The 25,784-nt window shown below is 39.5% G+C and carries 21 protein-coding genes; 16 read left to right on the top strand and 5 right to left on the bottom strand.

What is annotated here, in order from left to right; translation table 11 throughout:
* The first annotated feature begins 93 nt into the window (after positions 1-93).
* Genes JMN32_RS26600 through hemH form a run of 4 tightly spaced genes read left to right on the top strand, consistent with a single transcriptional unit; the run spans position 94 to position 5,563 of the window.
* The gene (locus tag JMN32_RS26600) at positions 94-2,733 is read left to right on the top strand and encodes a PAS domain S-box protein (protein WP_202859448.1); all 2,640 of its coding nucleotides are present in this window, start codon (positions 94-96) and stop codon (positions 2,731-2,733) included.
* 20 nt (positions 2,734-2,753) lie between these two features.
* Positions 2,754-3,920 (top strand): hypothetical protein, encoded by a 1,167-nt coding sequence (locus tag JMN32_RS26595; RefSeq protein WP_202859490.1) that lies wholly within the window; start codon positions 2,754-2,756, stop codon positions 3,918-3,920.
* Between the two features lie 49 nt (positions 3,921-3,969).
* Positions 3,970-4,494, top strand: a complete 525-nt coding sequence (locus JMN32_RS26590; protein WP_202859447.1) for a YqaA family protein — start codon at positions 3,970-3,972, stop codon at positions 4,492-4,494.
* A gap of 49 nt (positions 4,495-4,543) precedes the next feature.
* On the top strand, positions 4,544-5,563 hold the full coding sequence (gene hemH, locus JMN32_RS26585; RefSeq protein WP_202859446.1) for a ferrochelatase: 1,020 nt from the start codon (positions 4,544-4,546) through the stop codon (positions 5,561-5,563).
* A 75-nt stretch (positions 5,564-5,638) separates the two neighbouring features.
* Here hemH and JMN32_RS26580 read toward each other — a convergent pair whose 3' ends face one another.
* Positions 5,639-6,037: a bZIP transcription factor gene (locus JMN32_RS26580; RefSeq protein WP_202859445.1), complete on the bottom strand. Its 399-nt coding sequence runs from the start codon at positions 6,035-6,037 to the stop codon at positions 5,639-5,641.
* A gap of 392 nt (positions 6,038-6,429) precedes the next feature.
* On the opposite strand from JMN32_RS26580, the gene JMN32_RS26575 reads away from it, so the two are divergent.
* From JMN32_RS26575 to JMN32_RS26550, 6 genes are all read left to right on the top strand, one after another.
* Complete coding sequence (locus JMN32_RS26575) at positions 6,430-6,690, top strand: HTH domain-containing protein (RefSeq protein WP_202859444.1); 261 nt, start codon at positions 6,430-6,432, stop codon at positions 6,688-6,690.
* A 203-nt stretch (positions 6,691-6,893) separates the two neighbouring features.
* Positions 6,894-7,373 (top strand): nucleoside deaminase, encoded by a 480-nt coding sequence (locus tag JMN32_RS26570; protein WP_238354635.1) that lies wholly within the window; start codon positions 6,894-6,896, stop codon positions 7,371-7,373.
* 9 nt (positions 7,374-7,382) lie between these two features.
* The gene (locus JMN32_RS26565) at positions 7,383-8,795 is read left to right on the top strand and encodes an FAD binding domain-containing protein (protein ID WP_202859443.1); all 1,413 of its coding nucleotides are present in this window, start codon (positions 7,383-7,385) and stop codon (positions 8,793-8,795) included.
* Complete coding sequence (locus JMN32_RS26560; protein WP_202859442.1) at positions 8,792-11,068, top strand: xanthine dehydrogenase molybdopterin binding subunit; 2,277 nt, start codon at positions 8,792-8,794, stop codon at positions 11,066-11,068. Before JMN32_RS26565 ends, JMN32_RS26560 begins: the two co-directional genes overlap by 4 nt.
* Positions 11,034-11,543 (top strand): hypothetical protein, encoded by a 510-nt coding sequence (locus JMN32_RS26555; RefSeq protein ID WP_238354634.1) that lies wholly within the window; start codon positions 11,034-11,036, stop codon positions 11,541-11,543. The genes JMN32_RS26560 and JMN32_RS26555 overlap by 35 nt, the downstream gene beginning before the upstream one ends.
* Positions 11,543-12,499 carry an XdhC family protein gene (locus tag JMN32_RS26550; RefSeq protein ID WP_202859441.1) on the top strand — a complete coding sequence of 319 codons (957 nt, stop codon included), beginning with the start codon at positions 11,543-11,545 and terminating at the stop codon, positions 12,497-12,499. Before JMN32_RS26555 ends, JMN32_RS26550 begins: the two co-directional genes overlap by 1 nt.
* A gap of 9 nt (positions 12,500-12,508) precedes the next feature.
* Here JMN32_RS26550 and JMN32_RS26545 read toward each other — a convergent pair whose 3' ends face one another.
* The 4 genes from JMN32_RS26545 to JMN32_RS26530 all read right to left on the bottom strand — a co-directional run bounded on the left by JMN32_RS26545 (position 12,509) and on the right by JMN32_RS26530 (position 16,734).
* Entirely contained in the window at positions 12,509-13,453 is a 945-nt protein-coding gene (locus JMN32_RS26545) for a polysaccharide deacetylase family protein (protein WP_202859440.1), read from the bottom strand.
* A 1-nt stretch (position 13,454) separates the two neighbouring features.
* Entirely contained in the window at positions 13,455-14,597 is a 1,143-nt protein-coding gene (locus JMN32_RS26540) for a cysteine desulfurase family protein (RefSeq protein WP_202859439.1), read from the bottom strand.
* 7 nt (positions 14,598-14,604) lie between these two features.
* The gene (gene glmM / locus JMN32_RS26535) at positions 14,605-15,996 is read right to left on the bottom strand and encodes a phosphoglucosamine mutase (protein ID WP_202859438.1); all 1,392 of its coding nucleotides are present in this window, start codon (positions 15,994-15,996) and stop codon (positions 14,605-14,607) included.
* Positions 15,997-16,503: 507 nt separating this feature from the next.
* The gene (locus JMN32_RS26530; protein WP_202859437.1) at positions 16,504-16,734 is read right to left on the bottom strand and encodes a hypothetical protein; all 231 of its coding nucleotides are present in this window, start codon (positions 16,732-16,734) and stop codon (positions 16,504-16,506) included.
* A gap of 83 nt (positions 16,735-16,817) precedes the next feature.
* Between JMN32_RS26530 and mazG the strand changes: the two genes are divergently transcribed.
* The 6 genes from mazG to JMN32_RS26500 all read left to right on the top strand — a co-directional run bounded on the left by mazG (position 16,818) and on the right by JMN32_RS26500 (position 25,768).
* Positions 16,818-17,642, top strand: a complete 825-nt coding sequence (mazG, locus tag JMN32_RS26525; protein ID WP_202859436.1) for a nucleoside triphosphate pyrophosphohydrolase — start codon at positions 16,818-16,820, stop codon at positions 17,640-17,642.
* A gap of 117 nt (positions 17,643-17,759) precedes the next feature.
* Positions 17,760-19,502, top strand: coding sequence for a sensor histidine kinase (locus JMN32_RS26520; RefSeq protein WP_202859435.1), 1,743 nt, complete (start codon positions 17,760-17,762; stop codon positions 19,500-19,502).
* 25 nt (positions 19,503-19,527) lie between these two features.
* Positions 19,528-21,075: a glycine--tRNA ligase gene (locus tag JMN32_RS26515; protein ID WP_202859434.1), complete on the top strand. Its 1,548-nt coding sequence runs from the start codon at positions 19,528-19,530 to the stop codon at positions 21,073-21,075.
* Position 21,076: 1 nt separating this feature from the next.
* Positions 21,077-21,895 (top strand): zinc-dependent peptidase, encoded by an 819-nt coding sequence (locus JMN32_RS26510; protein WP_238354633.1) that lies wholly within the window; start codon positions 21,077-21,079, stop codon positions 21,893-21,895.
* A gap of 10 nt (positions 21,896-21,905) precedes the next feature.
* On the top strand, positions 21,906-23,249 hold the full coding sequence (locus tag JMN32_RS26505) for a deoxyguanosinetriphosphate triphosphohydrolase (RefSeq protein WP_317191808.1): 1,344 nt from the start codon (positions 21,906-21,908) through the stop codon (positions 23,247-23,249).
* Positions 23,250-23,323: 74 nt separating this feature from the next.
* Positions 23,324-25,768 (top strand): efflux RND transporter permease subunit, encoded by a 2,445-nt coding sequence (locus JMN32_RS26500; RefSeq protein ID WP_202859485.1) that lies wholly within the window; start codon positions 23,324-23,326, stop codon positions 25,766-25,768.
* Positions 25,769-25,784: the final 16 nt, after the last annotated feature.

Here is a 25,784-nt window from a genome sequence, read left to right as displayed (position 1 = left end):
TTCTCTTTGAAAGTGCAATTTTATTAGAACCATGAGGAATCTACTTAAGAAACAGCTATCTTGCGGAGTTGATCAGTTGTCTTTAAAATGATTATGAATGAGTTAAATACAGGTCGCTTCATATTGAATGATTTCATAGAGGAGAATGCCGAGGCGATCTTTATAGTAGATAACAACTTTCGTTTGGTGTCTTGGAACAGAAGGTGTTATGAGTTGTTAGGGATTGGAAAAGAAATAGCCATAGGTCAGGAATTGGGTAGTGTTGCACCTGTTTTTGATGATCAGTATTTTAAAATGCTCGCACAAAAAGCCATGACCTCCAGATCGTCAATCGCTAAAAAGAGTTATACCATTTCTGCCACAGAATTTTCTACTTATGTGGTGCCAAGCTTCTCCCCAATAAGGCTTTCTGAGTTGGAAGATCGTGGGTGCATGGTTATATTGAGACAGACAGAATTATCTGAGCGACCAAGTAAGTTCAAGCCGCTCATTGCAGAATCACCTATAGCAACAGCTATTTACAGGCCTGATGGCTCACCAACATATTTTAATAAGGCCTATAGTCAACTTTGGGGTGCTACCAAAGGTATGAGTGATGTGGTGATTAAATATTATAATATTTTTGAAGACGAACAGCTTGAGGAACTTGGTCTTACGGCTTTTATCCGAAAGGCTTTTTTAGGAGAGGCTACAGAAATACCACCAATTGCTTATAACCCTTATGATACAGCCTCCATACGCCGTCTGGGACTTAGGCAGCGTAAGTATGTTAAGGGGCATGTTTTTCCTATAAAGGATGAATTTGGTGAAGTAGAAGAGGTTGTAATGGTGCTTTCTGATATTACATTTCAAAAGCAGGCAGAGGAAATATTGACAGATACGCACCTTAAATTTCAAATGTTGACATTAGGGCTTCCGGGGGTAATATATGAATATGAACAACAGGCGGATGGCTTCTCAAGATTTAAATATATAAGTCAGGGGTGTAATGAGATGTTCGGTTTTTCTCCCGAGGAGATCATGAAAGATGCGAGCTTGCTAAATAAGACTATTCATCCGGATGACCTGGAAGGATTTTTAAGGACTTCAGGAGGCTCAAGTAGTAAGAATAGTGAGTGGCAGTGGGAAGGCCGTATTCTGGTCGAAGGAAAAGAGAAATGGATAGAGGGTAAATCAAGTCCTACCATGCAGAAGGATGGTACTATTATCCGTTATGGGCTTTTGCTGGATATTACAGATAAAAAAGAAGTTGAAAAAAGGTATAAATTAACTGAGGAGCGTCTGCAACTAGCTCTTCGTGGTGCTGAGCTTGGCCTTTGGGAGTGGGATCTAAGAGATAAAAAAACCATTTTTAATAAGGCCTGGGCTGCTAAATATGGTTACAGCCACCAAGAATTGGAGCTGCAGTTTGATGATTGGGGAAAACTAATTCATCCTGAAGATTTTCCATATGTAAAGCAAAAATTAACAGATCACCTTAAGGGTAATACGGAATATTTTGAAGCTGAGTATCGTTTTAGGACCAAAGGTGGGAGTTATAGATGGATACTGGATAAAGGAAGAGCTGTTCATAGAGATCAAAGAGGTCGTGTTACAAAAGCCTCAGGAACCTACCTTGACATTAACGAAAAGAAAAGTTCTCAGTTGTTGATTCAGCGCAATGAGCAGCTGTTTACTCAGCTATTTGAAAATTCGCCCTTGGGTATAGTATTGCTTGATGAGCAGCACCGTGTTATCCAAATGAACCAGGGTTTCAAGGATATGTTTGGTTATTCAACTAAAGATATTATAGGAAATCAGCTCAATAATATTTTAGTGCCCAAAGGCTTTCAGCAGGAGGCTATTGATATTAACTTGCTTACAGTAAGTGGGAAGGTAGGAACGCTGGAGTCTCATCGAACTCACAAGAATGGCAGCCTTGTACCGGTAATTATTTATGGTGTGCCGGTAACCTTAGATAATAAAACCATTGGTATCTATGGTATTTATGTAGATATATCCGCCAGGACAAGGGCCGAGAATGAGTTGCAGATAAGGAATAACGAGCTTGATCACTTTGTTTACAAAGTTTCTCATGATCTTAGGGCTCCATTATCTTCTATTCTTGGACTTGTAAACCTTGCGCAGCATCAGGAGAATGACGACGATCTGCTACAGTATATCGGACTGATCGAAAATCGCGTTAAACAATTAGATCATTTCATTAATGATGTGCTAAGTCACTCTAAAAACCTGAAACTTGCAATTACGGTAGATCCGATCAACTTTAATGACATGATAGAAGGTTGTTTTACTGATCTTAGTTACTTGCCCAATGCTCAAAAGGTTAATATTAAAACAGATATTTCTTCTAACTTATTCTATAGTGATAGGTGGCGTATCAATGAAATATTCAGGAATTTGATCTCAAATGCTATCAAGTACCTTAACCCTGATATAGATGATCCCTATGTTGAAATAGAGATAGAGGTTACTGATGATCTGGCAAATATCAGGTTTAGAGATAATGGAATAGGCATTGAAGAAGATACGTTGCCGAAGGTATTTGAAATGTTTTATCGTGCTACTGAATACTCGGAAGGTTCGGGTATAGGACTCTATATAGTTAAAAATGCTATTGAAAAACTTGGTGGAAAAATTAAGATAGAGAGCCTGCATCAAGTAGGAACCTTTTTTGATATCACTGTTCCCAACAGTAAAGAAGCGTGGTTAGAGAACGAAAATGAGAAATAATCTCTTATTATTGCGAAATGATGAAGATTGTTGAGGTAAACTCCAAACCACTAGCTAAAAAATTTATTCAGCTTCCCGTAAAACTTTATAAAAATGAGCCTAATTGGATAAGGCCGTTAAATAAAGATATTGAAAGCGTTTTTGACGAGGATAAAAACAAAACCTTCAGGCATGGAGAGTGCATCCGCTGGATCCTTGAGAACGGCAATGGAGAAACGATAGGCCGTGTTGCGGCATTTATTAATAAAAAGACAGTAGATAAAGGAAATGATCAACCCACGGGCGGTATGGGATTTTTCGAATGTATTAACGATAAAGAAGCTGCATTTAAGCTTTTTGATCAGTGTAAAACCTGGTTAGAGAGCAAGGGTATGGAGGCTATGGATGGCCCTGTCAACTTTGGTGAGCGAGATAAATGGTGGGGCCTGCTGGTAGATGGTTTTGATATTGACCCTAATTATTGCTGTAATTATAACCTACCGTATTACCGAGATCTATTCGAATCCTATGGCTTTCAGGATTACTTCCAGCAATACACTTTTGGTCGTAAGGTAAGAGCTCCTTTTTCAGCCAAGCTAATGGAGAAGGGCGAGAAGGTTATGAAGGAGCCTGGATACACCTTCAGGCATATGGAGCTGAGCAAGATTGATAAATATACTGAAGACTTCAGAACAGTTTACAATAAAGCATGGGCCAGGCACAAGGGAGTGGCTGAATTGTCGTCTTTAATGGCTAAAAATCTGATCAAACAGATGAAGCCTATTATCGACGAGAAAATTATCTGGTATGGCTATTATAAAGATGAGCCAGTGGCATTTTATATTAACCTTCCAGAAGTAAACCAGATTTTCAAACATGTTAACGGAAAGCTTGACCTGATAGGGAAGGCCAAGTTTTTATATCATAAATGGACTAAAAGCTGTAATAAAATGCTTGGGCTTGTATTTGGTATTGTGCCGGAGCATCAGGGTAAGGGACTTGAAGGAGCACTGGTGATGGCTACGGCACAAATGGTACAAAAGGACTACCAAAGGTATGATGATCTTGAGATGAACTGGATTGGTGACTTTAATCCAAAGATGATTCGGGTGGTTGAACAAGTAGGGGGCGATATCGTTAAAACCCATATAACTTATCGCAAATTGTTTGATGAAAACAAACCCTTCAAAAGGTGCCCGATTCAGTAAACTTCATATGAGCCTGTTCAACTATAAGTCCTGGTTTTTTTTAAAAAACTTGGCAAAAGGTCTGTTTGCCCTGACAGTAATTGTTGTTGCTTATATGTTGCTTCAGCGGTATACCGATTTAGATTTCTTCATGGAATATATTGGTAGATGGCCTTTCATAGTCTATACAGTTTTTGTTTTTTCTGAAGCGGTCTTTGGTATTATTCCCCCAGAGTTATTCATGATCTGGTCTATCAAACATGGAGTTTTTGATGCTTACTCTCTTAATGTGTTCTTACTGGCACTAATTTCATATGCTGCGGGTGTATTAGGTTATTTTATTGGGGTTCAACTTAAAGACTTGCACTTGTTAAGAAATGTATTTCAGAGGTATATCAGTAGGTATCAAAATATGTTACACAGGTTCGGAGGGTTTCTAATTGTTGTTGCAGCTGTCACTCCCGTTCCATTTTCTGCTGTGTGTATGTTGATGGGGGCTACGCGCTATAATTTTTATTGGTTTTTAATTATCGCATCTATACGCTTTGTCAGATTCGCAGTGTACTCAATGGTTATTTATCAAGCTAATATATAAGCAAGTCACTTTTAACCATTACTTTTGCGTTTGTTTTTTGCAATAGCTTATGAATTCAATTAAAGGAAAAACCGGTGTTTTACTCATTAACCTTGGCACCCCTGATAGTCCTTCTGTGGGAAATGTGAGGTCTTACCTTTCCCAGTTTTTGAATGATCCACGTGTAATTGATATTCCATGGCTATTAAGGAAAATGCTGGTCAATTTGATAATTGTACCTTTCAGAGCCCCAAAGTCTGCAAAGATTTATAAAGAGCTTTGGACAGACCAGGGATCACCTTTGCTTTATTACAGCGAACGTGTGCAAAGTATGCTCGACACAGAGCTGGGGGATGATTTTACCGTTCACTTGGCTATGAGATATAAAAACCCCAGTATACCTTCGGTTTTGGAAGAAATGAGGAAGCTCAATTATCAGAAGATCATAGTTGTTACTATGTTCCCTCAGTATGCCTCGGCCTCAACGGGGTCAGCTCTGGAAGCTGTAATGGATGAGATCAAAAGATGGTGGGTAATTCCTGATGTTAAGTTTATCAGCCAATACTATGACCATCCGCTATTTATTGATGCTATACTGGATCGTGCTCGTAAATATAATCTGGATGAGTATGACCATGTCCTATTCTCATACCATGGATTACCCGTAAGACAGGTTGACAAGGTTTATGATAACGGTGTTTGTGAAGGGCATGACTGTGAAAGTACCATCACTGAAGAGAATCAATATTGTTATAAGGCAACTTGTTATGCAACTACTCGGCTTTTGACTGAAAAGCTTGGGCTTGATAAAAGCAGATATACCGTGTGCTTCCAGTCGAGACTAGACAAGAATTGGCTTGAGCCGTTTTCTGATAAAGTTGTGGAGCAAAAGGCAAAAGAAGGAGCCAAAAAAATATTGATTTTTTCCCCAGCCTTCACAGCAGACTGTTTAGAAACTATCATAGAGATTGGAGATGAATATCAGGAAATATTTGAGGAGCATGGAGGCGAAAAGGTACAATTAGTAGAAAGCCTGAACGATCACCCTCTGTGGGTAGATTGTTTGAAGGATTTGATCCTTAATAGGTAACCTAAATAATTTGGTCCATAAAGTAATGGCTGGGGCTGCCATTGTTGACTACGTAAGAAAGTATGAGTCCTTTTATTATTTCCTTTTATAGTTTTCAATCATATCCTGCAAAATAGAATTTGAAGCTTCTAATTTACCTTCAAGTTTATAATTTTCTTTCCTTAAAAGGTCTACTTCCTTTTTTAATTCATCAACCTCTTCTGATAACAAATCAATCTTTTCAAGAAGTTCATCAGTTTCCTGTACTTCTGTATCGCTAAAGAGTTGTAAAATGCTGATGTTAAGGAGACTTGCAAGAGGAGGGAGCAAATCTGCCGGAGGCATGGCCTTACCTGTTTCCCAGGAATACAATGCTTGCGGCGAATATTTGCTACCTAGCAAGTCGTTTAATTTCTCAATAAAGGTGGGGCGTTTTAGTCGTAATTCATTTCTATAAAAGGCAATTTTTTCGCCTATAATATTTTTATACTTCACAATATAAGGTTAATTTGTGTTTGATATTATTGTCAACTAAAATCTAAGTTTACAAAGAAAAATATCTGCATTATTTTTCTTGTAGCGCACGTTTTTTGCACCATAAAAGTAAGTAAAATCAATTATGATTAACAGAAATATTAGTAATCCACCTAGTGAGTCATTCTCCCGGCTTCAATATGAGCTATCCCTATACTGCCGAGTTTGCCAAATCATGTGACTTGCTATTTTTATGCACTTGCAAAGAGTAACATACTTACTTGGATTGAGTTCAACCTTTATGGTTAACTCGGGATGAGTAGGTTAAAGGCCTTACAAAATCTGAAAATAACATACGCTGCACCCTATAAAAAATACGCCCCAAGATGTACAACGAGTTATTAAAACCTGCTATGAATTTTATTGAAAAAATAGAACGTCTTGACTCTCAGATACGCCATGGTTCGACAGGAAATGCTGAAGAATTGGCTCAAAAACTGGGCATTTCCAAACGGAGCGTGTTCAACTACCTCAAATGGATGAAGGACCGTGGAGCCCCTATAACATTTTCGAGGATTAGGAAAAGTTATATATATGATCAAGAGGTAGAGTTTGTCGCTACATTTGTAAGCAGCGCTTTAATGCAAGAGGTTGAACAAAGTAATAATATATGAAGTAGTAATTATAGAGGCCATTCAAGTCAGTATTTGTTCATTTGCTACTGTTTTTAGAAAGTTATAAGGGGTTGAAAAGTAGGTTGTTATAGAGGTAGTACTCAGTATCATTATGTTACTGTGCTCTGAGCATTGATGTATTTCAAGCTGGAGTAACCTTCTAAATACTTCTCATACCTTCATAAATTTCCTATTTTAGTATAATGGATGAAAACAGAAAAAATGAAATGATGCGTGAGGCCATCAGGCTCTCTATAGAGAATGTGGAGTCTGGGAACGGTGGTCCATTTGGAGCTGTTGTTGTAAAAGATGGTAAGATAATAGCACGAGGTACAAATCAGGTGACTTCAACAAACGACCCGACAGCGCATGCTGAGGTAGTAGCCATTCGTAAAGCTTGCGAGGTTCTTGGCTCTTTTCAACTGGATGGGTGTGAGATTTATACGAGCTGTGAGCCATGTCCAATGTGCTTGGGGGCTATTTATTGGGCAAGACCCGATAAAATATATTATGCTAATACTAAAACAGATGCTGCTGAAATAGACTTTGATGATCAGTTTATTTATGAAGAGTTGGACAGACCTATCTCAGAAAGAAAACTTTTTACAGAGCAGATGCTAAGAGATGAGGCGCTTATTGCATTTAAGAAGTGGGCCGAAAGCTCGGATAAGATAGAATACTAATACACTGGTATGGAGTTTATTCTAAACGACAGCATAATAAAGACTGATAAACCAGGGGGTATGACACTTTTGGATTTTATCAGGTATGATAACCATTTGACGGGTACTAAGATAGGTTGTAGAGAAGGGGATTGTGGAGCTTGTACAGTTTTAATCGGTGAGTTAAAGGAAGGTAAAGTGAGTTATAAGTCCATGACCTCTTGTATAACCCCACTTATCAATGTCAAGGGCAAGCATGTGGTTACCATTGAAGGGCTCAATATGAAGGAGCTCAGCCCAGTGCAGCAGGCCTTTGTGGAAACTGGCGGAACACAATGTGGGTTTTGTACGGCAGGCTTTATAGTGTCGTTGTCTGGATACTGCATGTCTGAAAAGGAACCAAGGTATGAAGATGGAATAAGTGCTATTGATGGTAATATTTGTCGGTGTACAGGTTATAAGTCTATTGAAAGAGCCACCGATATGATTGTGGAAAGGCTGGCCCAGAAAGATGTTAATGATCCTGTTAGCTGGTTAGTTAATGAGCAATTTATCCCTGAATACTTCATAGATATTCCTAATAAGCTGGAGGCCATAAAAATGGCAAGTCAACCTACTAATGGCCATGAAGAGGGATTGCCTAAAGTTGGCGGTGGCACGGATCTATATGTGCAGCGTCCTGATGACCTTATTACAGGAAGTGTTAACGGTTTTTATGACTTACCAGCTCTTAAAAATATTACGATAACCACTAATAAATGTCTGTTGGGTGCAGGCGTTACGGTTAGTGATTTGATGAAATCGAAAGAGTTTAATAGCCTTTTTCCTTCATTGCAAAAACATTTGAAGCTAGTTTCATCAACACAGATTAGAAATATGGGGACTATTGCCGGAAACTTTGTCAATGCCTCTCCCATAGGTGATCTTACTATATTTTTTCTGGCTCTGGATAGTACACTTCATTTAAGGGAAACAGGAGGTGAAATAAGAAAGGTTAAGCTCCGTGACTTTTATAAGGGATACAAGGAAATAACCTTAAAGGCGAATGAATTGGTAGAGGGTGTAGAGTTTAATTTACCTGATGATAGTACATACTTCAACTTTGAAAAAGTGAGTAAACGTACGTATTTGGATATAGCCAGTGTGAACGCTGCGATATGTATAACACTTACAGCAGATGGGTGTGTTGAGACAATTCATGCATCAGCAGGAGGCGTGGGGCCTACACCTCTTTATTTATCAAAAACTAGTTCTTATCTAAAGGGTAAGTCATTGACACCGGATCATGTGCGGTCAGCTGTGGAGATGCTTCGTGAGGATACTTCCCCTATTAGTGATGTCCGTGGAAGCAGGGAGTATAAGATCTTGTTGTTAAGGCAATTATTCTTTGCTCATTTCATTGAGTTGTTTCCGGAGAAATTTGAAATAGAGATGCTGGTATGAAAAACATAGATTCAAAAGGCCATGTAAGAGGTGAATCCATCTATTTGGATGATATCCCAATGAGGGTAGGAACTCTTTATGGTGATATATATGATGCGCCATGTGCTCATGGCAAAATTAAAAGCGTTGACTATTCTGAAGCAGAACAATTTCCAGGGGTGGTTAAAATACTGACGCATCAGGATGTGTCCGGTGAGAATCAAATCGGAGGGATATTCCCGGATGAACCGCTTTTTGCTGAAGATGAAATTCATTTCTGGGGAATGCCCATAGCCTTGATTATTGCAGAGACAGAGTACATTGCAAGACAGGCACGAAAGCTTATTAAGATTGACATTGAAAAACTTCCAGCAATTGTCGATCCCAAAGAAGCCAAGGCTAAAGGGAGTTTAATATTCCCTCCAAGAACATTTAAGCTGGGTGATGTGGAAGCCGCCTGGGAAGGTTGCGACTATGTGTTTGAGGGGAGTGCTGACTCTGGAGGGCAGGAACACTTATATATTGAAACTCAGGGAGCGTATGCGTACCTGATGGAAAATGGAAATGTGAGGATAGCTTCTTCTACTCAAGGACCAACAGCGGTACAACGAACGGTGGCGAAAGTATTAGGTGTTCCCATGCATAAGGTTGAGGTGGATGTGACAAGGCTGGGTGGCGGCTTTGGAGGCAAAGAAGATCAGGCCACTGCATGGGGAGTAATGGCGGCATTAGCGACAACTGCATTGAAAAGACCTGTTAAAATAGCCTTGCATCGTATGGATGATATGCGAATGACAGGTAAAAGGCACCCTTACCGTTCCGACTTTAAAATAGGGCTTAATAAAGACCTTAAAATAACCGCGTATGAAGTGACATTTTATCAAAACGCAGGTGCTGCGGCCGACCTTTCTCCTGCAGTTATGGAACGGACCCTTTTTCATGCTACCAATAGCTACTATATTCCAAATGTAACAGCAACAGCATATAGCTGTAGAACACACTTGCCTCCCAATACCGCATTTAGAGGGTTTGGAGGGCCACAGGGTATGTTCGTTATGGAATCTGCTATTGCAAAGGCCGCAAGAGAATTAGGAGTTGAGCCACATGAGATTCAACAAAGGAATTTATTAAAAGATGGTGACGAATTTCCATATGGTCAGATAGTAGATCATGCGGAAGCGCTTAGTACCTGGGAAAATGCCGTAGATAAATTTAAATTACAGTCCCTTAGACAGGAAGTTGATGATTTTAATTCCCATAATAAACACCTGAAAAAAGGAATAGCTATGCAACCTGTTTGTTTTGGTATTTCGTTTACAAATACTCCTATGAATAATGCTCGCGCTTTGGTTCATATTTATAGCGATGGAAGTGTTGGGGTCAGTACGGGAGCCGTAGAGATGGGGCAAGGGGTGAATACTAAAATGTTGCAGGTAGCTGCCAGTACTTTTTCCATTGATCCTGCTAAGGTCAAGCTCGAAACTACCAATACAACCAGGGTGGCCAATACATCACCCTCCGCGGCAAGCTCTACTGCAGATTTAAATGGTAAGGCACTTCAAATTGCCTGTGACAAGCTTTTGGAAAGGCTTAAAGAGACTGCTGCTAAAGTCCTGAAATCTGAAGTTACTTATATCCTGCTTCAGGATGATCAGGTGTACTGTGAAGGTAAGCCTACAGAACTCAGCTGGGAGCAGTTGGTGCAAGCAGCATTTCTGGATAGGGTCTGTTTGACAGAAAACGGACATTATGCTACACCTGTTATTCATTTTGACAAAGCAAAAGAGAAAGGGCATCCTTTTGCTTATCATGTTTATGGTACAGCTATTTTGGTTGTGACTGTGGACTGTATCAGGGGAACCTATGTTTTTGATGCTGTGAAACTTGTTCATGACTTTGGTAAGAGTATGAATGAGCATATTGATTTAGGACAGATTGAAGGTGGACTAGTGCAGGGCATAGGTTGGATGACTATGGAGGACTTGCAGTACAACGATGAGGGAAAACTGCTTTCAAATGCTCTCTCTACTTATAAGGTACCAGATATTTATTCAGTGCCTAAGGAAATAATAGTAGAAGCACTGGAAACGGAAGGCCATGAAATGGCGATTTTGAAATCTAAAGCAGTGGGTGAACCTCCATTGATGTATGGCTTAGGGGCCTATTTTGCTATTCAAGATGCGATAAGGGCTTACAACCCTGACTATCAAATGAAGTTTGATGCGCCTTTTACACCTGAAAAGGTGCTGAATGGCCTATATGAAAAATCTAATGTATCTGTCCCTGGAGTATAAAAAGCCAAATATCATTAGGGGAGGGCTGATTTACTGTACGGGTGATACTATTGCGGCACTTCTGCTAAGCGAGTTTAGTGTCACCCGCCTGATCACTATGATAGCTGTCGGAGCTACCTTGTATGCACTTGAAATCCCTAACTACTTTAAGTGGATAGATAGTAAGACGGACGGGAGCCAAGGGGTGAAAAAGAGTTTAATGAAAACATTGCTGGCATTGCTTTATTTTAATCCATTATGGATAGCCCGGCATCTATTCTTTATTAAAATTTCAATGATGCCATGGAGTGAAATCTATTTTTATTCACTGGTCAGTATTGCCTTTTATTCTTTCCTCGTAAATATACCTATTTCGTTTGTAGCCAATTTCCTGATTCAGAATAAAGTGCACCTCAGATGGAGGTTTATGGCTAGTGCAGTATTCTCAGCGTTAATGGCTATTTATTATGCAATGAGTGTTGTTTGGTTTAATTGATGGACTTCTGGAGTAATACATATCGGCTTTTAAAAGCACATAAAAAAGCAGTACTTCTTTATGTGTTGAATAGTGAAGGAAGTAGTCCCGGTAGGCAGGGTTTTAAAATGATAGTGGGGCCTGAAGGAGCAATGGCGGGATCCATTGGTGGAGGTATCATGGAGCATAAACTAGTGGAGTTGTCGAGGTCGCTGCTACAAAATGGTAAGCCTCCCTTTACTCCATTCATTAAACATCAGGTGCATCGTGCTGAGGCACCTGATAAGTCAGGAATGATATGCTCAGGGGAGCAAACTATAGCTTTTTACTATCTGCGGTTCAAAGATATTACCTGGTTGGAGCAGTTGATTACATGCCTGCAAGAAAATAAAAGGGGTGTACTTCAATTAACTGAAAAGGAAATGATCTTTTTGTGCGATCAAAGTTTGTCAGGGCAATTTAATTATACCTTACAAACTCAGGAAAGCTGGGTTTGTAAGGAGCAAATAGGGTTTAAAAACACTGTATATATTGTTGGTGGAGGGCATGTTGGGCTTGCCTTATCCAGAATTATGAGGAATCTGGACTTTTATGTTATGGTGATAGACAATAGGGATGGGTTAAATACAATGGTTGAGAATGATCATGCTCATGAAAGTCAGGTTGTTGATTATAATAAAATTGAAAACTATATACCTGATGGAGAAGACAGGTATGTGGTCTTAGTCAGCTTTGGCTATAGGACAGATAAGGTAGTACTTAAGCGGTTGATCCATAAAAACTTTAAATACCTGGGGATGATGGGGAGCGAAGAAAAGGTAGCTACTCTATATAAGGAACTTCAGGAGGAGGGAATAACCAAGGATCAATTAGCAAAGGTACATTCTCCAATAGGCGTACAAATTAAGAGTAAAACACCTGATGAAATAGCTGTTAGTATAGCGGCTGAAATTATCGGGGTTAAAAATTTGCGGTAAGGATAAGTCTTATTCGCTTATTCCAACATACTCTTGAACAAACTCGGGACATGTGGGCTCTTCCTGATAGAATTCTGAAGGCTTCTTCTGGGTTAACGCCCATCTATGTAGCCAGCTAATGCCGCCATTCTCCACATAACTGTCCTCACTTTGGTAAGCTTTATCTTCAAGGGCTTGACCTAAAGAAATAAACTCATACCCTTCCGCTTTGTATAGCTCTAGTAGCTTTGGGAGGTAGTCGGCATTGAGCAGATTGTCATGTATAAGTAGGATCTGAGGGATATTTCTGTCGAACATTTTATCCGTTATGGATTCGAAATACCTTGCTTTTTCTACCATGTAGGTAAGATAGCTCTCCACAACCTTTACTTTCATATCATTATCTGTAGTTTTTACGGCTTTTCTATATGCGCTAGCGAAGATGTAATCGGCATTATCAATAGTGACGGGAGCTTCAGTGTAACTATTATCTTTTAGGTACGAGGCTAGCGCATGAACCTTTTCCTCAGTATCACCGCGATGCAGAAAGGGGTGCCTAAAGTACTGCATATGCTGTCCGTAGTTATTTAGGATACTTTTGGTAATACGTTCTCCTTTTTTTATTTCATTAAAGAATTCCTCTGTAGTCAGTCTGTTGTAATCGAAATGCGAAAAGGTATGATTGCCTAATTCAAGTCCGTTGCTGGCCCAAAGGTCAATATTTTTAACTTCGGGATCAGAAAGTCTGCCGTTGACAAACAACTTGGATTCATTGACAAAACCAATGGCCGGCACCTTGTGGTCTACAAGATGCCGAACAATATTTTCATTGATGTATATGTGCTGTAGAGTATCTTCCTTGTGAGTAATGTAGGGAAGGTCATCTATGGTAATAACCATTTGCTTTGGAGCCTGACCAAAAGTGAAAACCGAGAGACCTACCCAGCATCCTAAGAAGAGAAGAGTTTTAAGCATATCAGGCTTCCTCTTTTTTGTAAAACTCAGAAAGCTTCTCAACGGTGTAATCAATTTCCTCAGGTTTATTGTATTTGCTGAAAGAGAATCTTACCGCTCCTCGAGTAGGGTCTGCTTTTATGCCTGTCAGTACATGAGATCCTGTGCTTGCACCACTTGAGCAAGCACTGCCACCGGAGGCTGATATACCATTAATGTCTAGCGTAAATAGTAGCATGTCATTGTCGTTAGACTGCGGCAAGCACACATTTAGCACTGTGTAAAGGCTTTTTTCAGGGTTTTCAGAATCACCGTTAAAACCTACACCCTCAATGCCGCTCCTTAATTTGGAGATCATTCTGTCCTTTAATCCTTGAATGTATTTTTGGTGATTGTTCATATCGCGATAAGCAATTTCTAATGCTTTGGCTAAACCGATAATCCCGTATACATTTTCAGTTCCCCCCCGCATGTTTCTTTCCTGCGCACCACCATGTATATAAGGGGCTATTTTACTATCCTTTCTTACATATAAGAAACCTGCACCTTTAGGGCCATGAAATTTATGAGCCGCTCCTGAAATACTATGAATGTCCAAAGCTTTCAGGTCATGCTTGTAATGACCTACAGTTTGTACGGTATCAGAATGAAAAATAGCATCATATTTACGGCAAATTGAGCTAATTAATTCCAGGTCATTAATGTTGCCAATTTCGTTATTGGCATGCATAAGCGACACCATTGTGCGAGGGTTGTTTTTAAGCAACTCTTCCAAATGCTCTGGAATGATATGACCTTTTTCATCTAGTTCAACATAACTTAACTTAATTTTTCCCTGCTTCTCGAGGTTTTCCATAGTATGTAAAACGGCATGGTGTTCGATGCGGGAAGTAATAGCATGGGTAAGTCCATGAGACTCGATACCACAGCAAATGATGGTATTGTCCGCTTCTGTGCCACCAGAGGTGAAAAAGATTTCTCCTGTAGAAGCATTTAACAACTCGGCTACCTGTTTTCTGGCATACTCAATTGCTGACCTAACCTTCCTTCCGTGCGAGTGGATGGAAGATGGATTTCCATAGTTTTCCAGTAAAAAAGGTTTCATAGCTTCAAATACCTCCGAATCCAGCGGAGTAGTTGCAGCGTTATCAAGATAAACGTTCATAGTGCTTTTATACTTTGGCCGTAATGATATCTTTGATGTCTGAAATTAGCTTATTGGCCAAATGCTCGGCTGTAGCTTCGGAATCAGATTCGGAATAGATTCGGATAATAGGTTCGGTGTTTGATTTTCTCAGATGCACCCACTCATTACCAAACTCTATTTTGACACCATCTATCGTATTAACTTTTTGAGAAGAGTATTTTTTCTGAATCTCCTTCAATATATCATCAACATTGATTTCTGGAGTAAGTTCAATTTTGTTTTTTGAAATGTGAAAATTAGGGTACGATGCTCTGAGCCGTGAGGCTCTTTTGTCAGATTTTGCAAGGTGCGAAAGAAAAAGTGCTATGCCCACCAAGGCATCACGGCCATAGTGTAATTCAGGGTAAATTATACCTCCATTTCCTTCACCTCCTATTACGGCCTTGGTTTTTTTCATTTCCTCAACCACGTTAACCTCTCCTACTGCGGCTGAGCTATAAGAGCCTCCCTTTTTCTCGGTAACTAACTTCAGAGCTACAGAAGAAGACAGATTAGAAACAGTATTGCCTTGGTTGTTGGAAAGGACGTAATCTGCAACAGCAACTAACGTATATTCCTCACCAAATGGGTTTCCATCTTCTTGAATAAGAGCTAAGCGATCTACATCAGGGTCAACCACTATACCCAGATCATACTTTCCTTTTTCAATTTCATGGCAAATGTGATTCAGGTTTTCAGGAAGTGGCTCAGGGTTGTGAGGGAAATGACCTGTCGGCTCACAGTAAAACTCTTGTATTTGCTCTACGCCAAGCGCTTTAAGTAGTTTAGGAACTGCAATCCCTCCTGTAGAATTAACGCAGTCAATGGCAATTCTGAAATTTTTAGCTTTTATAGCCTCAACATCTACAAGTGGTAGCGTCAATATTTGATCTATATGTTTATCAATATAAGAGTCATCTTTTTTATAGCTACCTAGTGATAATACTTCAGAAAATTTGTAGCTATCTTTTTCAGCGATTTGTAATACATTCGCACCATCTTCAGCAGAAATAAACTCGCCTTTATCATTTAATAACTTAAGGGCGTTCCACTGAATGGGGTTGTGGCTGGCAGTAAGAATTATTCCTCCTGCAGCTTCTTCTTCCGGTACTGCAATCTCAACTGTTGGAGTTGTGGATAATCCCAAGTCCACTACATCCAACCCTAATCCAATAAGCGTGTTCGAAACAAGGTTACTGGCCATTTCACCAGAAATTCTAGCATCCCTGCCAATTACGATTTTGGATTTTCCAGTCTTTTTTTGTGCCCAGGTGCCAAATGCAGCGGCAAATTTTACTATATCAATAGGTGTTAAGCTCTCACCTGCTTTACCCCCTATGGTTCCTCTAATCCCGGATATTGATTTGATTAACGTCACGATTTCTAAGCTTTAATTCCTTTGCAAATTTAGGAATTTCAAGGTTTATAAGATTATAATAAATAAACATTATTTGTGATATAACCATTAACGATCGATGGTTTCATTAATATTAATAATATATTAAAATCAATCCTTAAATAATTGTTTTTCTAGCCATATTTCACCAGTTAGTATAAATATCTTTTATCACCATGTGTCGTTTGTGCATGGCTTTGTGGCTTTGGTAAAAGAGGTATAGGTCTTGAAATAGAATGAACAAGAATGGCTGCCAAAAGTGGACCTGCTAAAGCAAAACAGAGTATTCATCAGATCAGAAAAGTTGGGAAGCTTAAAAAAATGATGACTCCTTTAGCTGGTTATTGACTTACTTCTTTTTAGTTATAAATGTAAAGTGTAAAAGAGAATGCCGCCCCTGCTAGAAGCATGTGCGGAGGCTTCATTAGACCAATAAAAAGAGAAATTATAATTTTTGAAATCCCTGGCCAGGTGATCAGGGATTTTGGCTTAATTATACTTAGCCATTACTTTATCTACTTCTGAGTCGGGATTTCCACAGCTTTCGCCCTCACCTACCTTTTTCCCGCAAAAACCACAAGTACCGCCTTCTTTATTCAAGTATGGGTTTTGAGATGCACAGGTACCTTTAAACTCACCGTTCTTTATAAATAACAACCTAACGGACATTAACCCGAAAAAGAGTGCTATAAAGCCTATTCCCAGTAATAAAGTAGTCATGTTTTGTCTATTTTTTTGCAAATTTAGCCATTCGTTACCAAAACGTCAGTATTACTTTTAAAGTTTCTAAAAAGCCAGTAAGAATGCCGGAAATAAAAATAAGTCCTGATCCCAATCGCAAAGTAAAACTTGATGCCTTTGACAGGCTGCTTACCATTATGGATGAACTTAGAGAGAACTGTCCATGGGATAAGAAACAGACCCTTGAAACGCTTCGGCATCTGACCATTGAAGAAACCTATGAGCTAAGCGATGCGATCATTGAAAATGACCTTGATGAGGTCAGAAAGGAGCTCGGTGACCTGATGTTGCACAATGTCTTTTATGCACGCATAGCTTCAGAGAAACAAGCCTTTGATATAGCTGATGTTTTAAATGGAGTCTGCGATAAACTTGTAGAACGTCACCCACATATATATGGTGATGTGGAGGCAACAGACGAACAAACCGTTAAGGAGAACTGGGAAAAAATAAAACTAAAGGAAAAAGGGAATAAGAACCCTTCTGTCCTTGGAGGGGTACCCACATCTTTACCTGCCCTGGTTAAAGCTATGAGAATACAGGAGAAAGCTAGAGGAATTGGCTTTGACTGGGAGAAGAAAGAGCAGGTTTGGGAAAAAGTTGAAGAGGAAATGCAAGAGTTTAAGGCAGAGTTTAATGTGGACAAATCAGAAAACATCAATAAAGAGAAGGCCCAACAAGAATTTGGAGACTTATTGTTTTCGTTGATCAACTATGCAAGGTTTATTGATATTAATCCTGAGGAAGCACTGGAAAGAACTAATAAGAAATTTATAAAGCGTTTCCAGTTTCTGGAGCGTGAATCGGCAAAGGATGGCAAGTCTATTAGCAGTATGACGTTGGCGGAAATGGATGAATACTGGGAGAGAGCTAAGTGGCATTTGTGAATTTTAGTCATAATTCTCTTTAAATTAGGACTTTAAAGAGCTTTCTTGTTTGAATAATTGAGAAGGTTAAGTACATTTATGGCCAGTTAAATTTACTTCACGTGCGTATCCCTCCTCATGAAAAGCCTCCGTTTCAGAAATTTCTTTGTAAAGAAAAACGAGTATATTGAGTCATGGTCCCTTTATAAAAGAGTAATTCTTACAGGGCAAATCAGTATGATATGTCTTGTGGTAGGCCTTTTTTATATGGTCTTTGACCTGATCAATGATACCTTTTCAGCTCTATTTATCTATTTCGGCTTTATTGGTTGCTCTATAGTTACATACTTGCTAAACAGAAATGGATGTTATGTGGCTGCGAAGGTGTGTATTCTGCTGGCCGCGAATTTTGCAGTATTCTGTACCTATGAAATGGAACCCCCGGGTACGGCTTCGTTTATATTCTTCATCCCTTGTGTTATAGGAGCTTTTACCTTATTTGACTTTGATGAAAGGTTGGTTAGTTACTTTTTTTCAACTTTATCGATAAGCCTTTTCTTTATAACGTCTTCCTCAGACTTCGCATTCTTGCCTAAGAGTTCATTCCCTCCCGGCCAGGTCACTGCTAATTTTGTGATAAACTTTCTTGTAAGTTGTATAACGGCCATCTTTATGATCAGCTTTTTGTTGCGGATTAATGCTAAGTCAGAGGAGGTGCTCATGAATAGCGAGCGGGAGTTAAGGACATCGTCTGAAGAGTTGGCCATCAGTAAGAGGCGGTTTGAACTTGCATTGCAGGGTTCGGGTGCCGGTATTTGGGACTGGGACGCTATTAATGATAAACTGTATATTTCCTCTTTCCTTGCCAATTTGCTGGGGTACCCTAAAGACGAGGTTAATGACCTAACCAGCGAGATGTTCCTGGATGTGGTTCATCCGGATGATAGGACCAGGTTTAGCGAATATATGGAAGGACATCTAAAAAAAAGGCTTCCTTTTAAAATTGAGTGTAGGTTTAAAAAAGGTGATGGTTCCTATTTATGGGTTCTCGATACCGGGCAAGCACAATGGACAGATCAAGGGCGCCCGGTAAGGATGGTGGGATCCATCATGGATATTACTGAAAGAAAGCAGGCAGAAAAAAAGGTTTACGAACAGAACCTGATGTTGGAAAAGACCAATGCTGAACTGGATCGTTTTGTATATAGTACTTCTCATGATCTAAGAGCACCGCTCAGCTCTGTTTTGGGGCTGATCAATATTGCTCAGCTATCAGATGACCCGAATGAGCACCACACATTTTTGGAAATGATGAAGGAGAGGATCAACACATTGAATGGTTTTATTGGCGATATCATTGATTACTCTCGTAATTCACGATTGAGTGTGGTTAAAGAGGAGGTGGTGTTAATCGATATAGTCAAAGAGGCGGTGCAGAATCTTCAGTATTTTGAAAATTCACAGCTGATAGACATTGCATATGAAGGTGTTGAGGATGTTTCTTTTCAGGGCGACCGCAGCAGGTTAAAGATAATTTTGAATAACATCATAGCAAATGCCATTAAGTACCACAACACAGACCAGCCGGACCCGAGGGTGGAAATTACTGCAAAAAATCTAGGGTGCGATCTGGAGATTATGGTAAAGGATAATGGAGAGGGAATAGAGCCGGAGCTTTTGGACAGAATATTCGAAATGTTTTTCAGAGCGACTGTGAAATCCGAAGGGTCTGGCCTTGGCCTTTATATAGCAAAAGAAATGGCAGATAAACTTGATGGGAAAATTAAAGTGAACTCTATAAAGGGAAAGGGGACAACATTTATTGTCAAATTACCTATCGAACAGATTGCTGATACTATTGAGAAAGAAACTGTAGCATAAAAATCATTTTGCTATCTTTGCGCCCATGGCTAATCAAGACGATAATTTACTCAAGAAAATAGTTGCTCATGCTAAGGAGTACGGGTTTGTATTCCCTTCAAGTGAAATTTATGACGGATTAGGCGCTGCCTATGATTATGGTCAAAACGGAGCAGAACTAAAGAATAACATTAAAAGCTATTGGTGGAAATCGATGGTGCAAATGAATGAAAATATAGTAGGTATTGACGCTGCTATTTTTATGCATCCAACCACCTGGAAAGCGTCAGGGCATGTTGATGCTTTTAATGACCCTTTGATTGATAATAAAGACTCCAAAAAAAGATATCGTGCGGATGTATTGGTAGAGGAATACATTGCAAAGGTAGAGGCTAAGATCAATAAAGAAGTTAGTAAAGCTGCCAAGAGGTTCGGTGATAAATTTGATAAAGATCAGTTTATTGCTACCAATGACCGTGTGGTGAGATATACAGAGGAGATCAATACGATCAATACCAGAATGAAATCGGCCATAGAAACAGGCAACCTTAATCAACTTAAGGAACTCATTGAGGAGCTTGGTATTGCAGACCCTGTTTCAGGATCAAAGAACTGGACAGATGTAAGGCAATTTAACCTGATGTTCTCCACAGAGCTGGGGTCATTAGCTGAAGGAGCCAATAAAATATATCTACGGCCTGAAACTGCCCAGGGGATATTTGTTAACTTCTTGAATGTACAGAAAACAGGCCGTATGAAACTTCCTTTTGGTATTGCCCAAATAGGTAAGGCCTTTAGAAACGAAATTATTGCAAGGCAATTCATTTTCAGAATGCGAGAGTTTGAGCAGATGGAAATGCAGTTTTTCGTAAAGCCTGGTGAAGAAATGCAATGGTATGAGCACTGGAAAGAGCATCGTATGAAATGGCATAGGACCTTGGGGCTTGGAGATGAAAATTATCGTTATCACGACCACTTAAACCTGGCTCACTATGCCAATGCAGCTTGTGATATAGAGTTTAACTTCCCAATGGGTTTTAAAGAGCTAGAAGGTATTCATAGCCGAACAGACTTTGATCTTAAAGCTCATGAGGAGTATTCAGGAAAGAAACTTCAGTTCTTTGATCATCAGGAAAATAAGAGCTACGTGCCTTATGTAGTGGAAACTTCAATTGGTTTGGACAGACTTTTCCTTGCCGTGCTTACAGCTGCTTATAAGGAAGAAACACTTGAAGATGGCAGTGAGCGTACTGTTTTGAAGATACCTGCAGCCTTGGCACCTTCTAAAGTAGCTGTATTACCGTTGCTACAAAAAGATGGTTTGCCTGAAAAAGGAAGGGAAATTCTTGACAAGATCAAATATGATTTTGCTTGTCAATATGATGAAAAAGATACGATTGGAAAGAGATACAGAAGGCAGGATGCCGTTGGTACTCCTTATTGTATCACCATTGATCATCAGACTTTGGAGGATAATACAGTAACCCTGAGAGACCGCGATACTGCAAAGCAGGAGAGAATAAATGTATTGGACCTGAAAAATAGAATTGAGGAGCTAGTGTCGTTAACTGGGTTACTAAGACAGATCGGGTAGATTGGAAGGGCTCTCTGGGGTGGTATTGGTTACGTTTCTTTTATTGACAGCGGCAGTATTAATATTTTTTACATTTAGGAAAATCAAACTGCCTTTTGCCGGTAACGTTTTAACATTTGTAAAAAAGTACCAGGTATTTCCTTCCAGGTATCAGAAAATTTTACAAAAGTATTCGGCCTATTACAATTTACTGCCTGATGCTGATAAGTACAGGTTCGAAAGAAGGGTCTTTCAATTTATATATTCAAAGCAGTTTATACCTCGTGGCTTTTCAAATATTACTGATGAGATGAAAGTGCTTATATCTGCGGCAGCTATCCAGCTTACATTTAGATTGCCGCAGATATACCTTGCTCACTTTAATAAAATACTTGTATACCCTGACACCTATTACTCTACTATTAATAAAATGTATCATGTAGGAGAGGTAAACCCCAGGATGGGTATCATTATTCTTTCATGGAAGAGTTTTATTGATGGCTATGCCGATCTTACAGATAGCTATAATGTGGCTATTCATGAAATGGCCCATGCTTTACATTTTGAAAACAGAATCAGGAATAGTGAATTTGATTTTCTGGATGAAGAGAGTCTGTATATTTTGGAAAAAATAGCAGCCACAGAGTTACCTAAACTGCAAAGAGGAGAACAACACTTTTTTAGAAGCTATGCTGGTACCAATGAGTACGAGTTTTTTGCTGTTTCTCTGGAATATTTTTTTGAGAAGCCGCAAGAATTTAAAACTTCGTTGCCACTTTTATATGAAACATTGTCTAAGTTGTTAAATCAAGATCCGGCAGAACTATATAAGGTAAGTTAAAATATTGATTATGAGTGCCATGAATTGGGAACAATTGCTGTCAAACCAGCGATCAGGTCAGAAGCCAAAAGAACATGATATTAGCAGAAGTGCCTTTGAGCAGGATTATGACAGAATTATTTTCTCTCACCCTTTCAGAAGATTGCAGGATAAAACACAGGTGCATCCACTGCCGGAATATGACTTTGTGCATACACGACTAACCCATAGTCTGGAAGTGTCAAGCGTAGGGAGAACTTTAGGGAAAAGGGCCGGTCAGGTACTTTTGGAGCGTCATAAGGAACTTAAGGATAAGTTTTCGGTCCACGACTTTGGAGCTATAGTGGCAGCGGCTTCTTTGGCACATGATATTGGTAATCCGCCATTTGGGCATTCGGGAGAAGATGCCATTTCAGAATTTTTCCTTTATCATGATCAGGGTAAGCACTTTAAGGAATATGTAACAGATTGGCAGTGGCAGGACCTTACCAATTTTGAAGGTAATGCGCAGGGCTTTCGTATACTCAATAAAGAGCGATACCAAGGGTTAAAACTGACCTATGCTACCTTGGCGGCATTTAGCAAATATCCACGTAAATCACTGATTGACAGCCAGGATAAAGAGCGAAGGAGTCAGAAGAAATACGGATTCTTTCAGTCTGAAAGTTCATTGTTTTCTGCTATGGCTGAAGATATGGGGTTAATAAAATATGGCGATAATGTGTGGTCACGCCACCCTATGGCCTTTTTAGTGGAGGCAGCGGATGATATTTGCTATCAGTTGATTGACCTTGAAGACGGGTGCCGACTGGGTCTTGTCAGTTATGACGATACTGTTGAACTTTATGCAGGTATACTGCAGGAAAAGTTTGACAAGAAGAAGTTAGAGAGAATAGAGAGCTTTGATGAAAGGATAGGTACATTGCGTGCATTGTCTATAGGGGTCTTGATTGAGGAGAGTTGTACGTTGTTTTTAGATGAAGAAGAAAACCTTTTAAAAGGAATTTTTGATACAGCCTTGACAGATACCATAAAGTCAACGCCGATTTTGCAGGATATTGAAAAGCTTTCCATAGAGAAAATCTACAGGGCGCGTACAGTAATGGAAACGGAGGCTGCGGGTTTTGAAGTGCTGCCAGGACTACTGGCTGCATTCGTTACGGCAGCGCATGAAAAAATGAATGGAGGTGTTTTAACAAAGAAAAATCAGTCGGCGCTGAGGTTAATGCCGTCGGAAGTTAGAAGAGAAATCTCGGAAGACGCAAATATGTATCAGGTATTGATGAGTTGCATAGATTTTGTTTCAGGAATGACTGATACTCATGCGATTTCATTATTTAGAAAAATCAAAGGGATTTCACTTCCCAACGGTTAATTGTGGCCGGGAGGTTTAGTGGTTAAAATTATACTTTAAACCTAAAATGATTACCTTTGTGGTCTTATTTAGACATGTGGACTAAACTTGCTCATATAATCATTAAATTCAGATTGCTGCTGGTGTTATTGCTGGTGGCAATTACAGCATTTATGGGGTATCATGCCCGGAATGCAGAAATGAGTTACGACTTTGCCAAAACCGTGCCGTCTGATGATCCTGATATGATTGTTTTTCAGCAGTTTAAACAAGAATTTGGTGAGGACGGGAACTTGGTGGCTTTGGGGATAAAAGATAGTAGTGTTTACACGCCGGAAAACTTTGAAAAGCTACGTGAATTAAGTGTTCAGGTAGCCGGACTTGAAGGAGTAAATAATGTCCTTTCATTGCCGCTGGTACAAAGGTTGGAAAAAGATACTGCAGAAAGAAAATTTGTGCTCAGACAAATATTTCAGGGGCCGGCAGAAAGTAAGGCTGCTTTTGATAGTTTGTTGCAAGTATCCTTCGATCAGAAATTTTATAGTGGCCGGTTAATCAACGAAGAAAATGGTGCCACATTGGTATTGGTTTCTATCAACCGAGAGGTTGTTAACTCTCCAAAGAGGTTGGAGCTCACCCAAAAAATAGTTGATGCAGGTTCTGCCTTCGAAAAAGATACGGATATACAACTTCATTACGCGGGCTTGCCATTTGTACGTTCGGTAGTGGCAGGTAAAGTGCGTAATGAGATGCAGCTATTTCTTTTTCTGTCAGTTGCGGTTACGGCGTTAATACTTTTTCTTTTCTTCAGAACCTGGGATGCCGTTGCATTCCCAATTACCGTAATAGCGGTTGTAGTAGTTTGGGTGTTAGGTTCACTGGCTCTTTTTGATTACAAAATAACACTCTTGACAGGGTTGATTCCTCCGGTGATTGTAGTTATTGGTATACCTAATGCCGTATACCTAATAAACAAGTACCATCAGGAGTTTGAAAAGCACGGCAATAAGATTATGGCCATCAGTAGGGTGGTGCGCAAAATTGGTTTGGTAACACTGATAACCAATTTTACAACAGCCATTGGTTTCCTGGTACTTGCTTCTACGGATATAGTCATATTGAAGGAATTTGGGATTGTGGCTGGTCTGAATATAATGGCTACCTTTCTTGTAAGCATAATTTTAATACCTGCAGTTTTTTCATGGTTACCACCTCCCGGAGGTAAGCAACTTAAGCACTTAAAGTTTAAGAGCCTTGACTTCGCTTTAACCAGAATGGATTTGCTTATCCACAGGCACAGGAGCTATATCTATATTATAACTATTTTTCTTGTTGTAGTATCTGTCTTTGGGACTATGAAAATACAGGCCATATCCTATATGGTGGATGACCTGCCTGCCGATAGTGAGATAAAACGTGACCTTGCCTTTTTCGAGGAAAACTTTAGCGGTATCATGCCTCTGGAAATAGTGGTAGATACACATGAACGTAGAGGGGTAATAGATGTAAGGACTTTAAGAAAGATAGACCGGTTTGAGGCTTTTCTGGAGTCAAATCGTGACATATCAAAACCAGTGTCAATAGTAAGCTTTGTTAAAGCTTCCAAGCAGGCATTTTACAATAATAATCCTGCAAGGTATAGCCTGCCAGATCGTAGAGAGCGCAATTTTATATTGCCATACATGAAAGAGCAGAGTGATAGCACTGGGTTGTTTAACTCATTTGTGGACTCCACTTTGCAAAAGATGCGAATCTCTATGCAAGTGGCCGATATTGGATCACATAAAATGGACTCGCTTATCAATAAAGTGATTCAGCCAGAAGTTGATTCAGTATTTGCCGGTACTGAGCTAACTGTAGATATAACAGGAACGTCACCATTGTTCATTAAGGGAAATAAATTCCTAATAAAGAATCTTAGAATGAGTCTGATTCTGGCCTTTGTTCTAATATCAATAATCATGGGCTTCCTTTTCGTCAATGTGAGGATGATCCTTATTTCTATAATACCCAATATTATACCGCTGGTAATAACGGCGGGTATTATGGGGTTTACTGGTATACCATTGAAGCCGAGTACTGCATTGATATTTAGTATTGTTTTTGGTATATCTGTGGATGACTCTATTCACTTTTTGGCTAAATACAGACAAGAGTTGTTTGCCAATAAGTTTTTTGTGCCAGTAGCAGTGAGTAAAAGTGTAAGAGAAACAGGTGCGAGCATGATGTATACCTCCATTATTTTGTTTGCAGGGTTTGTGATTTTTGCAGGGTCAAGCTTTGGAGGTACCGTGGCTTTAGGAATTTTGACATCAGTTACTTTGTTAATAGCGATGTTCACTAACTTAATATTATTACCATCTTTACTGATGACATTTGATGATGGTAAGCGCAGAAAAGATGCACATCCGTTAATAGAACAATACGATGACGGCTTTTATCAGGAAGATGAGGATGAAGAAATTGACCTTGACCTGCTAAGAGTAGAAGGGAATGGAATGCGAGACAAAAGTGATGTTTCTGACAAAATTAATTCATAAATATTTAAAGGAGATT

This window comes from Fulvivirga marina (assembly GCF_016775155.1).
GTDB classification, from domain to species: Bacteria; Bacteroidota; Bacteroidia; order Cytophagales; family Cyclobacteriaceae; genus Fulvivirga; species Fulvivirga marina.
This window is presented reverse-complemented; position numbering and strand designations above follow the sequence as displayed.

What these genes read in the sequence shown, in the direction of transcription:
- JMN32_RS26600 (WP_202859448.1), top strand. Translation starts at nt 94, where the DNA reads ATGAATGAGTTAAATACAGGTCGCTTCATATTGAATGATTTCATAGAG.
- JMN32_RS26595 (WP_202859490.1), top strand. Translation starts at nt 2,754, where the DNA reads ATGAAGATTGTTGAGGTAAACTCCAAACCACTAGCTAAAAAATTTATT.
- hemH (WP_202859446.1), top strand. Translation starts at nt 4,544, where the DNA reads ATGAATTCAATTAAAGGAAAAACCGGTGTTTTACTCATTAACCTTGGC.
- JMN32_RS26575 (WP_202859444.1), top strand. Translation starts at nt 6,430, where the DNA reads ATGAATTTTATTGAAAAAATAGAACGTCTTGACTCTCAGATACGCCAT.
- JMN32_RS26570 (WP_238354635.1), top strand. Translation starts at nt 6,894, where the DNA reads ATGGATGAAAACAGAAAAAATGAAATGATGCGTGAGGCCATCAGGCTC.
- JMN32_RS26565 (WP_202859443.1), top strand. Translation starts at nt 7,383, where the DNA reads ATGGAGTTTATTCTAAACGACAGCATAATAAAGACTGATAAACCAGGG.
- JMN32_RS26560 (WP_202859442.1), top strand. Translation starts at nt 8,792, where the DNA reads ATGAAAAACATAGATTCAAAAGGCCATGTAAGAGGTGAATCCATCTAT.
- JMN32_RS26555 (WP_238354634.1), top strand. Translation starts at nt 11,034, where the DNA reads ATGAAAAATCTAATGTATCTGTCCCTGGAGTATAAAAAGCCAAATATC.
- JMN32_RS26550 (WP_202859441.1), top strand. Translation starts at nt 11,543, where the DNA reads ATGGACTTCTGGAGTAATACATATCGGCTTTTAAAAGCACATAAAAAA.
- JMN32_RS26545 (WP_202859440.1), bottom strand. Translation starts at nt 13,453, where the DNA reads ATGCTTAAAACTCTTCTCTTCTTAGGATGCTGGGTAGGTCTCTCGGTT.
- JMN32_RS26540 (WP_202859439.1), bottom strand. Translation starts at nt 14,597, where the DNA reads ATGAACGTTTATCTTGATAACGCTGCAACTACTCCGCTGGATTCGGAG.
- JMN32_RS26530 (WP_202859437.1), bottom strand. Translation starts at nt 16,734, where the DNA reads ATGACTACTTTATTACTGGGAATAGGCTTTATAGCACTCTTTTTCGGG.
- mazG (WP_202859436.1), top strand. Translation starts at nt 16,818, where the DNA reads ATGCCGGAAATAAAAATAAGTCCTGATCCCAATCGCAAAGTAAAACTT.
- JMN32_RS26520 (WP_202859435.1), top strand. Translation starts at nt 17,760, where the DNA reads ATGAAAAGCCTCCGTTTCAGAAATTTCTTTGTAAAGAAAAACGAGTAT.
- JMN32_RS26515 (WP_202859434.1), top strand. Translation starts at nt 19,528, where the DNA reads ATGGCTAATCAAGACGATAATTTACTCAAGAAAATAGTTGCTCATGCT.
- JMN32_RS26505 (WP_317191808.1), top strand. Translation starts at nt 21,906, where the DNA reads ATGAGTGCCATGAATTGGGAACAATTGCTGTCAAACCAGCGATCAGGT.
- JMN32_RS26500 (WP_202859485.1), top strand. Translation starts at nt 23,324, where the DNA reads ATGTGGACTAAACTTGCTCATATAATCATTAAATTCAGATTGCTGCTG.